The organism is Tenacibaculum finnmarkense genomovar ulcerans, assembly GCF_900239495.1.
GTDB lineage: Bacteria > Bacteroidota > Bacteroidia > Flavobacteriales > Flavobacteriaceae > Polaribacter > Polaribacter ulcerans.
Genome location: NZ_OENE01000015.1, coordinates 1 through 15507 on the forward strand (window position 1 = coordinate 1; position 15507 = coordinate 15507).

General features: G+C 29.9%; 14 protein-coding genes and 1 other RNA gene. 8 read left to right on the plus strand and 7 right to left on the minus strand.

Translation table 11 applies throughout. The features are described from left to right. Positions 1-253: 253 nt before the first annotated feature. Entirely contained in the window at positions 254-469 is a 216-nt protein-coding gene (locus tag DPIF8902391_RS05070) for a DUF3820 family protein (protein ID WP_058885550.1), read from the minus strand. 5 nt (positions 470-474) lie between these two features. Then, positions 475-1683, minus strand: a complete 1209-nt coding sequence (locus DPIF8902391_RS05075) for an NAD(P)-dependent oxidoreductase (protein WP_172505215.1) — start codon at positions 1681-1683, stop codon at positions 475-477. A 173-nt stretch (positions 1684-1856) separates the two neighbouring features. On the opposite strand from DPIF8902391_RS05075, the gene ssrA reads away from it, so the two are divergent. Next, positions 1857-2250, plus strand: a transfer-messenger RNA (tmRNA) gene (gene ssrA / locus DPIF8902391_RS05080). A gap of 56 nt (positions 2251-2306) precedes the next feature. Here the strand turns inward: ssrA and DPIF8902391_RS05085 are convergent. After that, complete coding sequence (locus DPIF8902391_RS05085; protein ID WP_172505216.1) at positions 2307-3365, minus strand: HNH endonuclease domain-containing protein; 1059 nt, start codon at positions 3363-3365, stop codon at positions 2307-2309. Positions 3366-4022: 657 nt separating this feature from the next. Here DPIF8902391_RS05085 and DPIF8902391_RS05090 point away from each other — a divergent pair. The 5 genes from DPIF8902391_RS05090 to DPIF8902391_RS05110 are packed head-to-tail and all read left to right on the plus strand — an operon-like array spanning position 4023 to position 8347. Then, positions 4023-5420: a type III PLP-dependent enzyme domain-containing protein gene (locus DPIF8902391_RS05090; protein WP_172505217.1), complete on the plus strand. Its 1398-nt coding sequence runs from the start codon at positions 4023-4025 to the stop codon at positions 5418-5420. Continuing rightward, positions 5410-6354: an agmatinase gene (speB, locus tag DPIF8902391_RS05095; RefSeq protein WP_172505218.1), complete on the plus strand. Its 945-nt coding sequence runs from the start codon at positions 5410-5412 to the stop codon at positions 6352-6354. Before DPIF8902391_RS05090 ends, speB begins: the two co-directional genes overlap by 11 nt. After that, complete coding sequence (locus DPIF8902391_RS05100; protein ID WP_101916432.1) at positions 6355-7131, plus strand: RMD1 family protein; 777 nt, start codon at positions 6355-6357, stop codon at positions 7129-7131. It abuts the gene before it with no gap. 2 nt (positions 7132-7133) lie between these two features. Next, positions 7134-8102 (plus strand): deoxyhypusine synthase family protein, encoded by a 969-nt coding sequence (locus tag DPIF8902391_RS05105; RefSeq protein WP_172505219.1) that lies wholly within the window; start codon positions 7134-7136, stop codon positions 8100-8102. Positions 8103-8104: 2 nt separating this feature from the next. Further along, complete coding sequence (locus DPIF8902391_RS05110) at positions 8105-8347, plus strand: hypothetical protein (protein ID WP_172505220.1); 243 nt, start codon at positions 8105-8107, stop codon at positions 8345-8347. 123 nt (positions 8348-8470) lie between these two features. Here the strand turns inward: DPIF8902391_RS05110 and prfA are convergent, their stop codons facing one another. The 3 genes from prfA to DPIF8902391_RS05125 form a co-directional block, all read right to left on the minus strand. Continuing rightward, positions 8471-9547 carry a peptide chain release factor 1 gene (gene prfA, locus DPIF8902391_RS05115; protein WP_172505221.1) on the minus strand — a complete coding sequence of 359 codons (1077 nt, stop codon included), beginning with the start codon at positions 9545-9547 and terminating at the stop codon, positions 8471-8473. Positions 9548-9697: 150 nt separating this feature from the next. Then, positions 9698-10906, minus strand: coding sequence for an NO-inducible flavohemoprotein (gene hmpA, locus DPIF8902391_RS05120; RefSeq protein ID WP_172505222.1), 1209 nt, complete (start codon positions 10904-10906; stop codon positions 9698-9700). After that, a complete protein-coding gene (locus DPIF8902391_RS05125) occupies positions 10896-11369 on the minus strand; it encodes an HPP family protein (protein ID WP_101915437.1) in 474 nt (157 codons plus the stop codon). The genes hmpA and DPIF8902391_RS05125 overlap by 11 nt, the downstream gene beginning before the upstream one ends. A 66-nt stretch (positions 11370-11435) precedes the next feature. Here DPIF8902391_RS05125 and DPIF8902391_RS05130 point away from each other — a divergent pair, with 66 nt between their 5' ends. Both DPIF8902391_RS05130 and DPIF8902391_RS05135 read left to right on the plus strand, forming a co-directional pair. Then, positions 11436-12032 (plus strand): Crp/Fnr family transcriptional regulator, encoded by a 597-nt coding sequence (locus DPIF8902391_RS05130; RefSeq protein ID WP_172505223.1) that lies wholly within the window; start codon positions 11436-11438, stop codon positions 12030-12032. Between the two features lie 77 nt (positions 12033-12109). Beyond that, positions 12110-13975, plus strand: coding sequence for a PLP-dependent transferase (locus tag DPIF8902391_RS05135; RefSeq protein ID WP_172505224.1), 1866 nt, complete (start codon positions 12110-12112; stop codon positions 13973-13975). A 597-nt stretch (positions 13976-14572) separates the two neighbouring features. On the opposite strand, the gene DPIF8902391_RS05140 is transcribed toward DPIF8902391_RS05135, so the two are convergent. Beyond that, positions 14573-15436: an OmpA/MotB family protein gene (locus DPIF8902391_RS05140; RefSeq protein ID WP_172505225.1), complete on the minus strand. Its 864-nt coding sequence runs from the start codon at positions 15434-15436 to the stop codon at positions 14573-14575. Positions 15437-15507: the final 71 nt, after the last annotated feature.

The following is a 15507-nucleotide window of genomic DNA, read 5'->3' on the forward strand; positions in this document are numbered from 1 at the left end:
TAAAATCACTCGAATTGACAAGAATCATCAAAATAACTGTCAGTTCGAGTGTTTTTTTCCTTCAAAAAAATGTATCGAGAACTTTTTTAGTATCAAAAGAAAACAATTCAAATTCTCGATACTATTTTAATTCCTTTTAGTCATTAAAATCACTCGAATTGACAAGAATTATCAAAATAACTGTCAGTTCGAGTGTTTTTTTTATTTTTCTGTTATAAAACTTTTTTAGATGAAATTTAAACAGGCTCTAAAATTAATTTCTGATTTTTCGTAAAATATCTTCCAAACCATTTAATTGTATTTCATAAACCAAGCCCATCATTTTACCTAGTTTCCCCGCAGGAAAGCCTTTGTTTTTATACCAAACAATATAATGTTCAGGTAAATCATCTAAATAATAACCTTTGTATTTTCCAAAAGGCATTCGCATTTGAGCCGTATCAATTAAAAATTGCTTGTCTGCTAACATATTTATTATTCTTCGCCGTTTACATAGGCCTGTAAATACGCGTAACGCTCGGCTAATTCTCCGTTTTTTGTGGTCATTTTAGCGCGTTTTAAAACACCGTCTTTATCGTCATTGAAAAAAGCTGGAATTACGTTTTCTAAAAACATTTCACCAAATCCTTCACTGGCATCTTTTGGTAATTCACAAGGTAAATTATCAACAGCCATTACAGTTATTGCTTTTTCAGTGGTAAAATCAACCTCTTTTTCGGTTTGAGCATCATAGCCATAAATAGGATCAGCAATTGTTGACGAACGAAGCGTTGTTGCTACCGGGCCATCAACATCACAAGAAATATCAGCGACATATTTAATTTTAAAATCAGCATTTTTTGCATCTTCTCTAGTAAATAAATACGGTGCTCCATCGCCATAAAAATGACCTGCGATAAAGAAATCAGTCACTTTCGCATAGGGCATAAAATTACTTTGATAACCGCTCGGATCTTTATAAAAAGCAAACTTCTCACCTACTTTACCGTCAATGCGCTTGTTATATTCCATCACATCCGACACGCAATATACAGGCTCGGTAAAATCTGCCGTTAAATATAAAGCATCACTAATTTGTGCTATTTTTAAATAATCTAGAATTTCTTTTGCTCCTTGCGCTACTTTTCCTGTTCCTGTTACTAAAATTTTAATGTTTGGCAACGTAATTTTGTCTAATTCGGCTTTTACAGCATCTAAATCAGTAAGAGTTTCTACTTTTGGTAAAGTGAATAATTTTTCACGTAAACCCAAAGCTCTAAATCCGTTATATGCACCTACTAAACCTGCATAACGACCAAAACCAATTAATCGAGCACCATTTTCTTTAATGATGGTTTCATGGTCGTACATTTCAATGTTTTTAGCTAACATCCCTTGTAATAACGCACGGTTGTAAGGTTGCTTTTTAATGGTATGTGAAAAGAAAAAATATTTTTTATTCGGAATTAAAGCCTCTAAAGGAACTTCTTTTACCCCTAATAATACATCACAATCAGACATATCGGTTACAACCTCTAAGCCTGCATCTTTATAAGCTTGATCGCTAAAAACACGAATATCTGAACTTTCAACTACTATTTCTGCAGTTGGAAATTGCGCTTTAAATTCTTGTAATTTTTCAGGAGAAAATACCACTCTTCTATCTGGTGGATTTTTACGTTCTTTAATGATTCCGAATTTCATGTATGTATTTTGTATAAAATTAAACAAATAATCTACAATTGTTAAAAATATAACAATTTAAGCGAAAATACTTGATTTAAATGTATTTTACAAGTAGTATTTTATTACCTTTGCATTCTGTATTCAAATATATTAATAATATTTGATACTATTTTTTAAAATTTTATCATTTTGGGGACGACTGGTTTTGACAGCGAGACCAGCGATAATGTAAGCATGCCGAGCAGTGAATAGAAACTCGTTAAACTTAATTTCAACTTTTTAAACGGCGAGAATAACTACGCTTTAGCTGCTTAATCCGAATCACAGTAGGATTGGCCTAGGCACACAAGGTGTGCAAGCTTTATGTCCACGAATAGCCTTGATTTACGGCGCTTCACTTTTGGATATCGTAAAAGTAAATATAGAAAACCTGAAGCTTCGGCAGGTTTTTGAAACTAAAGAAGATAAGCTTTTAACAGATTGTTCTTAATCAGTTACTAGTCGAAAATTAAGAAAGAAATATGTATGTAGAAAGCATTTGAACTGCTTGTTTGGACCCGGGTTCGATTCCCGGCGTCTCCACAATTACACCCTGTAAACCCCGTGTTTACAGGGTTTTTATTTTTAGGTGTCAAAAAAAACTATTTCAAAAACCAATTACAGTTAAATCCCATATTTTTGGCTATTTCATATTGAGGAAGGTAATAATTATTGATTTTTTTTGAAAACTCTTCTTTTGATATATTTTTTAACTCATCATTAGAACACTTAAACAATAAGTAATAATTTTCTAAAACTTTATTAGCTTTTTCATTTAATAAAAATTCACAAAAATCATATTGTAAAAAACAAAAAGGTTTTAAATATTTTTCTTTTGGAAGATAATTGTTTTTTGAAGAATTTATATTTTTACTTACAGGATGAAGATTCCAAATTAAATCATGTGTAAAAAAACTCCAAGGAAGAAAATGGTCTATGCTAACTTCTTTCATTGAAATTAATGGTTTATTTTCAAAAATATCTAGTTTATTTGGGTTTTCTGCAATATATTTCTTCCAATATGTTGTTGGCGTAGAAAGTTTTCTTAAAGTTGGTTTATCTATTTTTTTAGATAAATTTGATGTTTGAGGATTTTCGCTCTCTAAATATTTTATTAACTCAAAATAAGTATATGATTTTATTAAATTATAATTAGTTCTAATCCAAAAAGTCCAATCTTTGTTTATCTTAATTTCTTTGAGCTCAATATTTATTGTGTAAGGTGCTTTATTATCTTGTAATTCTACAATTTTAGAATTAATAATTCCATCTTTTAAACCTCTTGTTTGTTCAGCATACCAAGCTCTAATAAATCGAAAAGGAACATATCTTGTTAATTCTGAAGTAATTTTAGTTAAAAATTTACTATCCTTATTTTCAATCAAAAATTGATATAAATCTCTTTCACTTAGATTATCTTCTAAATTATATTCCCTTTGAATTTCTTTTATAAAAAAAGCACATCGGTCTTTTTTTCCAAATGAAAGTTTAAAATAATTAACTGGATACCAAATTTTACTGATAATTTTAAATATAATCTCATTATAAGAAATGTTTTCTTTATCCTCTAAAAAAGATATTTCTATAATAGATAACCACCAGTAATATTTATAACTACTAGTAGTATTTTTGAAAATAGTATTAATAGGAATTAAATTCATTGTTTTTTAAATTTGAAAAAAATACTCAATTGTATTGGCAAGCTACAAAATGATTTTCAGAAATATTAAAAAATTTTTGATACTATTATCCAGCTCTTTTCATCATTAAAAAGCACTTAAATTGAATAAATAATATCTTTAATATAGCAACAGTAAATTATTTAAACGATACTAATCCGTAAAATAAACCCAAACTAAAAACGTACTAATCAAATTTTTAAACACAAATAACAGTTCAAAAAAAAGATAGCATTATTTTTATCAAAAAAAATAAAAAAAAGTTTGTCATATTAAAAAAAAGTTTACATTTACCACATCTTATTAGATAGGTTCAATGCAACGTTTTACTTATTTCGAAAATAACTTTTGTTGGGAGATAAAAGGTTATTTTGTGTTTTGGAAACACAACGGAAAAATTAAGGTTTCTTCCTCTTCGTACAATTATTCATTACCACTGAATTTTCATAATCAGTCTGGTGATTGTCTTGCGTTAAGACTCTAACTATTCATTTTCTTTTTGGTCTAACAAATTCGCTATAAGATAGCCGTATTATTTGTTTTTTAAAATTTTATTAATTTGAAAAAGTTACAGCATTTTGTTGTTACTATTTTTTGAACAAATCCTGCTGTGCTTAAAACACAGCCAAACCAAAGATAATGAATACCAGATATAAAGATTTAATCGAACAAACTTTTGATTTTCCGCAAGAAGAATTTCATACTAAAAATGATAACTTATTTTTTCATAATATTGATATGATGGCTTTAGTAAAGCAATATGGTTCGCCATTAAAATTTACTTATTTGCCAAAAATATCAGAAAATATACATAAAGCTAAAAATTGGTTTCATAAAGCAATGGAAAAACACCAATATAAAGGAACTTATAATTACAGTTATTGTACTAAAAGTTCGCACTTTAAATATGTATTGGAAGAAGCTCTTAAAAATGATATCCATATAGAAACCTCATCGGCTTTTGATATCGATATTGTTAAAAATCTAAAGAAAGAAGGCAAGTTAAGCAACGATGCTTTTGTGTTATGTAATGGTTTTAAAAGAGATCAATATGTTACAAATATTGCTGATTTAATTGATTCAGGACACAAAAACTGTGTGCCTATTATTGATAATTATGAAGAACTAAGTTTACTTTTAAAAGAAACTAAAAACAACTTTAAAGTAGGAATTCGTATTGCTTCGGAAGAAGAACCAAAGTTCGAATTTTACACCAGTCGTTTAGGAATTGGTTATAAAAATATTGTATCATTTTATCAACGTGAAATTGCCAACAATCCACAGGTAGAATTAAAAATGCTTCATTTTTTTATCAATACAGGTATAAAAGACAATGCTTATTATTGGAACGAATTATTAAAATGTTTAAACGTTTATACAGCTTTAAAAAAAGTATGCCCAACATTAGATAGTTTAAATATAGGTGGAGGTTTTCCTATTAAAAATTCATTAGCATTTGAGTATGATTATGAATATATGGTTGATGAAATCATAAATCAGATAAACCTTACTTGTAAAGAAGCTGGAGTGGATGTTCCTAATATTTTTACCGAATTCGGAAGCTTTACCGTAGGAGAAGCTGGAGGTGCTGTGTATGAAATATTGTATCAGAAAAAACAAAACGATCGTGAAAAATGGAATATGATTAACTCTTCTTTCATAACAACATTACCAGACTCATGGGCTATTAACAAACGCTTTATTATGCTTCCTTTAAATAAATGGGATCATAAATACGAACGTGTTTTATTAGGAGGATTAACCTGTGATAGTGATGATTATTACAATTCAGAACAACATGTAAACGGTATTTATCTACCTACTTATGAAAAAGAAAATCCATTATATATCGGTTTTTTTAACACAGGTGCTTATCAAGAAACTATTGGTGGTTTTGGCGGATTACAACATTGCTTAATTCCACATCCAAAACACGTGTTAATTTCAAAAGATATCAACGGAAATATAATAACTAAATTATTTAAAGAACAACAAAAAAGTGAAGCATTACTTGCTATTTTAGGATATGAAAAATAAAACAACATACGCAGGGATTCCTGAAAACTACGCAAAATTAGAAACAGCAAACATCGTTTTAATTCCTGTGCCTTACGACGGTACAAGTACTTGGCAAAAAGGTGCCGATAAAGGACCAGAAGCATTTTTAAAAGCTTCTGAAAATATGGAATTATACGACATCGAAACTGATAGCGAAGTTTATAAAGAAGGAATTTATTTAGCCGATGCTGTACTTGAAAACGCATCACCAGAAAAAATGGTAGAAGCGGTTCACCAAACAACTAAAAAGTACATCAATAAAAATAAATTTGTAACTCTTTTTGGTGGAGAACACTCAATTTCTATTGGAACAATTAGAGCTTTTAATGAATGTTACAACAACTTAACAGTATTACATATTGATGCACATGCTGATTTACGTAAAGAATATCAAGGCTCATCATACAATCATGCTTGTGCTGTTTACGAAGCTAGTCAAAATACCAATTTAGTACAAGTGGGCATCAGAAGTATGGATGCTTCAGAAAAAACAGCTATGAACATGGATAAAACTTTTTTTGCTCATGATATGGCTGTCAATGAATATTGGATGGAAGATGTTATCGATCAATTAACAAATAACGTGTTTATTACTTTTGATTTAGATGCCATAGACCCATCAATAATGCCAAGTACAGGAACACCTGAACCTGGAGGATTGTTTTATTATGAAACACTAGAATTCTTGAAAAAAGTATTTACAGAGAAAAATGTTGTTGGTTTTGATATCGTAGAATTATGCCCTAATACGATTGATAAATCATCTGATTTTTTAGCCGCTAAATTGTACTATAAAATGTTGAGTTATAAATTTTCTTCAAATACAGAAGAAGATACTACTAATTTTAATATCAAAAAAAATAAACAACATACTGTACCTAAATTTAAAAATAAATTAGACGAAGAGTTTTAAATGGATTTACAAGCCATCGCATATCATTTAGAAGAAAAAATTCAACTAAATGAAATTCGTAATCTGCTAACAGATTATATGCTAATTAAAAGAGAACATTCCTTTTTATTGTACAAAATAAACGCTGACTCTTATTTATATATCAAAGATTACGGAAGTGTTGTTTTTATAAATTGTGATGCTATTTTAATTAAAAAAAACATTGATATTTTATCTAAAGGAAGTAAAAAAGTTACAGAACTACCTTCTGAAGATTATAAAATAATTTTTAATAATGAAATAGAAGTTGATTTTGGAAGCATCCAAATAAAAGAATTAAATGAAGATGTGGCACATATTATAATGCTGAATTTAGCGCAATCTGTGGCATTGATGAATTATGTAAATAAAACATCTGATTTACATGATAAAACATTAATATATTCTAAGCAATTAGAACGTACAGGTAGTTTTAAATTGACCAAAACAAACATGAGAAAATTCATAGGTAGTACCATGAATTTAAAAAACAATATTACCGAGAATCTATATGTTTTTGATACTTCGGATTTAGCTTGGAGTAATAAAGATTTATCAACATTAGATTATAAATTAAAAGATGAATTAGATATTGTAAAAAGATATCAAGGAACACAAAATAGTTTAAACATCATTAAAGAAAACTTAGATCTTTTTAACGACATACTACAACATAAATACAGCAGTATGCTAGAGTGGATTATTATTATTTTAATCCTTTTTGAAATTATACAAGTTATTATTGAAAAATTTATATAAAAATGGAAAAACCAATTACAAATTTTATAGAAAAATACTTTTTACACTTTAACGCAGCCTCTTTAGTCGATGCTGCCAAAGGGTATGAAACACAATTAGCTGAAGGATCTAAAATGTTAGTTTCCTTAGCTGGAGCAATGAGTACTGCCGAATTAGGTAAAATATTTGCAGAGATGATTCGCCAAGAAAAAGTACATATTATTTCATGTACAGGTGCAAACCTAGAGGAAGATGTGATGAATTTAGTAGCACATTCTCACTACAAACGCATTCCTAATTATCGTGATTTAACCCCACAAGATGAATGGGATTTATTGTTAAAAGGTTTAAACAGAGTTACAGATACGTGTATTCCTGAAGATGAAGCTTTTAGAAGATTACAAAAACATATATTCAAAATATGGAAAGATGCTGAAGATAATGATGAACGTTATTTTCCACATGAATACATGTATAAATTATTACTTTCAGGCGTATTAGAAGAGTATTATGAAATCGATTTAAAAGATTCATGGATGTATGCTGCTGCCGAAAAAAACTTACCAATTGTTGTTCCTGGATGGGAAGATTCTACGATGGGAAATATTTTTGCTTCTTACGTGATGAAGGGCGAATTAAAGGCTAGTACGATGAAATCAGGTATCGAATACATGACTTTTTTAGCTGATTGGTATACTGATAATTCTGATAATGGTATCGGATTTTTTCAAATAGGTGGTGGTATTGCTGGTGATTTCCCTATTTGTGTTGTTCCAATGTTATATCAAGATATGGAAAGAGAAGACACACCTTTTTGGAGTTATTTCTGTCAAATTTCAGATTCAACAACAAGTTACGGTTCATACTCTGGAGCGGTACCAAATGAAAAAATAACTTGGGGAAAATTAGATATTGATACACCTAAATTTATTATTGAAAGTGATGCTACTATTGTTGCTCCATTAATTTTCGCATACCTTTTAGAAATGTAAATATGAAACGAGTAATTGTAGAATACAAAAAACTAACAACTGATATTTTAGATTTATTAATTGAAAAATATCCTGAAGGTTATGATTATACGGATATTATTTCCTTTAAAAATAATAAAGGAGAAACTGTAAAAGCTGTAGAAGTAAAAACTAACGACACTTTATATCTTGTGAAAATAAGTACAATGTTAGAACAAACTATAGAAAATTATTTAGAAGATGAAGATTCTTTTGAAGCACTATAATTCGGTAAATAACTATTAGTTAGTGTTAATTTTTCGAAAATAGTATCGATACTATTTTAACAAAAAAACACGTAATCAAGTTGATTACGTGTTTTTTTATATATAATAGTAAGTACTATTTTATTAAATAGTTTCTCCTAATTCTTTTAATTTTGATGTATTTTCGGCAAGCATTAATTCGTCGATAATTTTCTGAATATCGCCATTCATAATATTTGATAAATCGTATAACGTTAAACCAATTCTATGATCGGTCATACGTCCTTGCGGGAAATTATAGGTTCTAATTTTTGCCGATCTATCACCAGAAGTAACCATTGTTCCACGTTTTAAGGCATCTTCAGCATTTTTCTTTGCTAACTCCATGTCGTATAAACGAGAACGCAATACTTTAAAAGCTTTCTCTTTATTCTTATGTTGCGATTTCTGATCCTGACATTGCGCTACTAAACCAGTAGGAATATGTGTTAAACGAACCGCTGAATACGTCGTATTTACCGACTGACCTCCAGGACCTGACGAACAGAAAAAGTCAATACGTACTTCCTTGGGATTAATAACTACATCAAACTCTTCCGCTTCTGGGAAAACCATACACGTAGCTGCCGATGTATGCACACGACCTTGCGTTTCGGTTTGTGGTACACGTTGTACACGGTGTACACCTGCCTCAAACTTTAAAGTTCCATACACATCATCACCAGAAACCTCAAACTGAATTTCTTTAAAACCTCCGTTTGTTCCTTCCGAATAATCTACTGTAGATACTTTCCAGCCTCTACCTTCACAATATTTGGTGTACATTCTAAACAATTCACCAGCAAAAATACTCGCTTCATCACCTCCAGCACCTGCTCTAAGCTCAACAACGGCATTTTTAGAATCTTCAGGATCTTTCGGAATTAATAAAAACTTAATTTCATCCTCTAAAACAGGAATACGCTTTTTAGCCTCGTCCATTTCCATTTTAGCCATTTCCGTCATTTCGGCATCGCTTCCGTCAGCTATAATTTCTTTAGCTTCTTCAATAGAGTCCGTTAAACTTTGATATTCTTGTCCTTTTTTAACAACCTTACCTAAATCTTTATATTCTTTACTTAACTTAACGTAACGTTTTTGATCCATTATAACTTCTGGCTGGATAATTAAATCCGAAATTTCGTCATAACGTTGCTTTATAATTCTAATTTTATCTAACATCTTCTAGCTTTTCTGGTCTGCGAATTTACGGATTTTATCGGAATTATTTTTAAAATTTAAGTTAACTATATTTTTAGCTTCAAATAGAAAAAATTGTTCTTTTAGCCAATACAAACTAAAAGAACAATTATCTACAGTATTACAATATTTTTAATGTGTCAAAACAAGTTCTTCTTTAGGACCAAAAAACTCGTAATTTACCTGTTCTTCCGATACATTTAAATCCTTTAAAATAGCTAAAGTATTTGCCATAAAAGCTGTTGGACCACAGAAATAGAAATCGCTAGTATTTGAAATTCCTAAATCATTTAATATCTCTTTTGTTAAATAGCCTTGATAATCATAATTATCACCTAAAACATCACTCTTTAAAGCTGCGTTATAAACTGATACCAATTTTGAATTAGCCCCTAACAACGCCTGAATTTCATTTTTAAAAGCATGAGTATTACTATTCAAAGCACATTGAATAATTATAACTTCTTGATGTTTATTTTTAATAGCCTCTTTAAACATACTTAGTATAGGGGTAATTCCTATTCCTGCGCCTAGTAAAACCAACGGACGATTATCAGCCTGCTTTAAAACAAATTCACCAGAAGGCATCCCTATATTTAAAGTACTACCAATAATAACAGCTGAATGCAAATAATTTGACACAATTCCGTCAGGATTACCCGCTTCTTTTTTAACACTAATTCTTAAGTAATCTTTATCATTTGAATCTGACATACTATAATTTCGAGTATGCTTATGATCGGTATTTGGTATCTCTAAACTTATAGAAACGTATTGACCTGCCATAAAATTAGGCATAGGAGCACCATCTTTTCGTTTTAAATAAAATGAAGTAATTAGATCATTTTCTGCTATTTTATCAACAACTATAAATTCTTTCATACCTCTAAAACCACCGATACTGTTTTCTTTATCTGTATAAATAGCTTCTTCTTTACCAACAAAAATAGCCGCTAAATCGCCATAAGCCTCTGCCCAAGCGTCTATTATTTCTGGCGTTGCAGCATCGCCTAAAACCTCTTTAATAGCTGCTAATAAATTTTCACCAACAATAGGATATGCTTCTTTAGGTATTGATAAACTTACATGCTTTTGCGCGATAGTATTTACCATGCCGCCTAGCATTTCTAATTTATCAATATGTTGTGCGTATTTAAAAAAAGCACTTGCCAGGGCTATTTGTTGATTTCCTTTTTTCTGATTAGTCATGTTAAAAATATCTTTTAACTCCGGATGATTTTCAAACAATAACCTATAAAAAACTTTAGTAATAGCCTCTCCATGTACTTCTAAAACAGGTACTGTCGATTTTACAATTTCAATTGTTTTTTTACTTGCCATAATTAAGTGTATTTAAATGTGTCTTTAATATATCTCTTAGTATTGAAAATGAATAAATAATTAACAAGCCTGTTGTTGTTGGATATAAAATATACCAATACCCCAAACTTTCTATTTCTGAATTAGATAATATTGGAATAAGTGTTATAGCCCCAGCAGGTGGATAACTCGTATTAATAAGGTTCATTATTAAAATACAAGAGCTTATCGCCAGTATTACTTTAATAATTAAAGCCAAATCAAAGCCGTTTAAAAACACCCCTATAAAAGCCGCTAATACCGAACTTAAAAAAATTTTTAGTGGCGAGTGTTTAATGCTATTGTTTGAAAAAACTAAAACTGCTGAAGCCCCAAAAGCAGCAATTATGTAAATAGCCTGACTAGCGTTAAATAAAAACCTATGAAACAGGTAAATACAGGCAAAACACGCTATTGAAAGCAGGTAGTTTATTATCGTATTCATTTCCTTAACTTTGTTGAGCGGCAAAACTACTTTACTACATTTATAATAACCTATGACTTAAATCATATGATAAAAGAAAATTTATTAATTCAATATGGTGCTAAAATTGTTGAATTCTCAAAAGGAGACTATCTTTTTGAAAAAGGAAGCAGTCCTAAATATTACTATCAAATTATAAATGGCGGGGTAAAAATGAATTATTACAACCAAAGCGGGAATGAATTTATTCAGGGTATTTTTGGTAAAAACAGAAGCTTTGGCGAACCTCCTTTATTAATAGATACAAAATATCCTGCAAATGCGATTGCGTTAAACTCACTAAGTGTTTATCTTTTAAAAAAAGAGGCCTTTGAAACCTTATTACTTAATAATAATGAAGTGCACTATACCTTTACAAAAATGATTTCTAAAAGACTTTATTTTAAGGCAACCATAGCAAATGGCATTAGCTCAAACTCTGCCGAAGAAGCAATTTTAACATTATTGAACTATTTAAAAAATGATGTTCACCAACATAGTTTACCCTTTAATTTAAAAATAGATTTTACCAGAAAAAACATTGCAGGCTTGCTTGGTTTAAGCATTGAATCAACCATTCGAACTATTAAAAAAATGGAAGCTAAAAAAACGGTAAAAATTATCAATCAAAAAATATATTATTAAAGTAAACAAAGCATTTATAGCTACTTAAAAATACGCTTACTTACTGTATATTTACAGCTTATATAAAGTTGAAAATTATGCAAAACAATAACATACTAGATTATAGTAAAGAAGTATTAAAAAATATGCCTACTGATTGGCTGAATTTAACCACACATCGACTAGATATTTATGATGAAAAATTAGCGAAAGTTCAATTTACAAATCAGTTCGAAAGCTTATTTAATAACAATAACAGTCAATTATCAGCATTAAGTGAATTGCCTACCGCTTACGATTATATTCGCCTTGGACATCCGTTATCCTGTGTTTTAGAATGGGTTATTTCAAAAATGAATGATTTAAATTCTGAAAATATCATCAGTTTTTCTTCTACTACAATGCCTATTTTAGCTATTCTTAGAAGTAATTTACAGCAAAATAAAAACACCCAAATTATTTATTCCGATAAATTGCCAAGCGCTTTTAATGCCGATGTTTTACAAAATGTTTATGGCTATAAATTTGAACTAAAAAAAATTGCTGATAAAATTTCTAATTTCGATGGTAGTACTATTTTAATATCCGAAGAAAAAGAAATTTGTAATTTCAATATAAATAGCAACCCAAACATTGATTTTTTCATCAATATAAACACAAAATTAGGAAGTGTTTTAGCAGTAAATAAAAAAGAAAATCAAGAATATATTTCTGCAATTCAACACGTAAGACGTAGAGAAAGTATTGCGATGACTCCTGCCGATTCACTAGCTGTTTTACAATCATTTGTAGCTAAAACAGTAAATAAAACAAGTTCAATTTCTTCGGATATTCCTAAAAGCACTTTATTAGAAGATAAGGCTTCGGTTTTAAAAAGCATCCAACAAATTACCCAAAGCACCACAAAACCATTAGTTGCCTCTAGCGGACTGTCTATTCAATATGCTATTTTAATGGGATTAGTTGACCATGCACAGCAAAACAATAGCGGAAAAACTATTAAAATTGTCGTTCCACCAAATTGTTACGGAGGTACAAACGACCAAGCAAGACGTGTTGCCGCTTGTCTTGAAAATGTAGAAATTGTTGATTTATTAGTCGATGGCGGTAACGATATGGTAAAGAGTATCGATGCTGTATTGGCAGAAATAGCCCTAGAAGACGCTGTTCCTTTTATCATTGCTGAAATCCCTACCAACCCAAGAGTTGAAGTTCCTAATTTAGATGATTTAAGAGCTGTTTTAACTAAAAAACGTACTACAAATTCAGGAACAATCGCTGTTGACCCTGTTTTTATTTTAGATCAAACTTTTTGTCCGAACGTTCACTTTTTAGGAGAAAACGCCATATTATCAAGCGTTCGTACTATTTCATTTGCTAGTGGTTCAAAATTCCCTAGTGGCGGAAAATGTACCGCAGGTTATTGTGTTGGAAACAAAAAATCGGAAACCTTAATGGATAAAATAGCCATTCATTTAAACGTTACCGATAACGAAGCGACTGATTTTCAATATGAAATATTAGCAAAACAATTACCCTCTATGAACCAACGAATTATAGATGCGTATAAAAACACCCGTGAATTTGTAACTTTTATTACCGATAATTTACCAGGCGCAAAAATAAATTTTGTATCCGAAGAATTAGCTTCTCAAGGCTTTACGCCCTCTGTTTTCTCTTTAGATTTACCGACAAAAGGAAATTCTGATGCCGAAAAAGAGACTTATAAAAGAGCCTTAAATTTAAAATTAATCAACCTAATGATTACCCAAATACCTACCGAAAGTAAATTTTGTGTAAGTTACGGACAATTAAAAGGATGCTACTGGACCATTCCTGCAACCTCAACCCAAGGAACCACTAAAGAAGGCGACAAAGATTATATTGTACGCGCCTCACTTTCGGCAAATATGGATTTAGAATTGCATAAAAAAGTATTTTTAGACTTTGTAAAAAGCATCTAATATTTGTTTTTAAAACACTTAGAGCCTGTTTAAAAATTAAATAAACTGTCAGTTCGAGTGATTTTTTTCCTTCAAAAAATTGTATCGAGAACTTTTTTGTATAAAATTCATCAACATAAAAGAACTCAAATTCTCGATACAATTTTAATTCCTTTTAGTCATTAAAATCACTCGAATTGACAAGAATCATCAAAAAAAGCTAAAAAATACGGCAAATCAGGATGCGAACCTGAAATAAACTCCCGTTGACGGATGCGATTTCTTATTTTGATGTTACAAAACTTTTTTAGATGAAATTTAAACAGGCTCTTAGAACAGCCTTCACATTTTTTTAATATGAAGGCTGTTTTTTTTTGTGTATTACTAAAAATTATTTGAAGCAATTTCCCGCTTTCCGCACTCGCTTTTTTTGAAAAAAATCAAAAAAGAGCTCAAACAAATGCCTCAATCGGGGCTAGGCATTTGTACTAAAAAGTAAATATAGTTAACCTAACTATATTTATCAGCAATACATCTTTCAGAAAAGAAATTAACAACAAAAAAACCAGTCTTTAATTTTACATCAAAGGCTGGTTTTTTATTCAATTTTAGTTTCTATTATGGCTGAATTACTTCTTCTGAAGCCATTAAACCAAAAAACTTATTTAAGTTTGGTAAAATAATTATTTTTGTTCTTCTGTTTCTTGCTCTGTTAGCGCTTGTTTTATTATCAACCAAAGGCAAAGATGAACCTCTTCCTGATGCAATTAATCTGCTAGCGTTAACCTTATATTTATTTTCTAAAATACGTACAATTGACGTAGCTCTTTTTACACTTAAATCCCAGTTATCTTTAATTACTTCGTTATGAATACCTCTTGAATCGGTGTGTCCTTCAATCATCACATCCATACTTGGTTCCGATTTAATGATATCTGCCAATTTTTTAAGCGTTTTATACGCATTTCTATTTACATTATAACTTGCTGTTTTAAACAACATTTTATCTGAAATAGAAATCATTACTACTGTTTTATCAATATTTACATTAATATCATCAGAATTTTCTAATTCAGAAACATTTATAGATTTTTTCAGCTGATAAGAAACCGCTAAATTCATAGAATCTTTTAGCGTTTTAGCATTTGCTAATTCAGTAGCATCAACATTTTCTAAGGTTTTACGCATCTTAATTTTCATATCATTAGATATTACAGCACCTTCCACCATATCTAATTTTATGTCATTCTGTTTTCTTAACCCTGAATTAATGCCTCTTAATGAATTTATTTTGGTATTATAAATAGCAACTCTATTTTCAATTTTTGCAAATTTAGCCGTTAAAGCTTCTTTTTCTAGGGTTGTTTTTTGAAGCGTTCCTTGTGTTGCTTTGTATTGCTGTTCTAATTGAACATATTTTTTCTTTGAAACACATGCTGTTGCTAAAACTGAAACAGCTGCTAAAACTGAAACTTTTTTCATTACTTTTTTCATTACTTAATCTATTTAATATGACAGCTAAACTAAACTTTTAAGGTTTTAGTATGCAGAAT

Excerpts from the sequence above, each read along its gene's own strand:
- DPIF8902391_RS05070 (WP_058885550.1), bottom strand. The coding sequence starts at position 469 with ATGTTAGCAGACAAGCAATTTTTAATTGATACGGCTCAAATGCGAATG.
- DPIF8902391_RS05075 (WP_172505215.1), bottom strand. The coding sequence starts at position 1,683 with ATGAAATTCGGAATCATTAAAGAACGTAAAAATCCACCAGATAGAAGA.
- DPIF8902391_RS05085 (WP_172505216.1), bottom strand. The coding sequence starts at position 3,365 with ATGAATTTAATTCCTATTAATACTATTTTCAAAAATACTACTAGTAGT.
- DPIF8902391_RS05090 (WP_172505217.1), top strand. The coding sequence starts at position 4,023 with ATGAATACCAGATATAAAGATTTAATCGAACAAACTTTTGATTTTCCG.
- speB (WP_172505218.1), top strand. The coding sequence starts at position 5,410 with ATGAAAAATAAAACAACATACGCAGGGATTCCTGAAAACTACGCAAAA.
- DPIF8902391_RS05100 (WP_101916432.1), top strand. The coding sequence starts at position 6,355 with ATGGATTTACAAGCCATCGCATATCATTTAGAAGAAAAAATTCAACTA.
- DPIF8902391_RS05105 (WP_172505219.1), top strand. The coding sequence starts at position 7,134 with ATGGAAAAACCAATTACAAATTTTATAGAAAAATACTTTTTACACTTT.
- DPIF8902391_RS05110 (WP_172505220.1), top strand. The coding sequence starts at position 8,105 with ATGAAACGAGTAATTGTAGAATACAAAAAACTAACAACTGATATTTTA.
- prfA (WP_172505221.1), bottom strand. The coding sequence starts at position 9,547 with ATGTTAGATAAAATTAGAATTATAAAGCAACGTTATGACGAAATTTCG.
- hmpA (WP_172505222.1), bottom strand. The coding sequence starts at position 10,906 with ATGGCAAGTAAAAAAACAATTGAAATTGTAAAATCGACAGTACCTGTT.
- DPIF8902391_RS05125 (WP_101915437.1), bottom strand. The coding sequence starts at position 11,369 with ATGAATACGATAATAAACTACCTGCTTTCAATAGCGTGTTTTGCCTGT.
- DPIF8902391_RS05130 (WP_172505223.1), top strand. The coding sequence starts at position 11,436 with ATGATAAAAGAAAATTTATTAATTCAATATGGTGCTAAAATTGTTGAA.
- DPIF8902391_RS05135 (WP_172505224.1), top strand. The coding sequence starts at position 12,110 with ATGCAAAACAATAACATACTAGATTATAGTAAAGAAGTATTAAAAAAT.
- DPIF8902391_RS05140 (WP_172505225.1), bottom strand. The coding sequence starts at position 15,436 with ATGAAAAAAGTTTCAGTTTTAGCAGCTGTTTCAGTTTTAGCAACAGCA.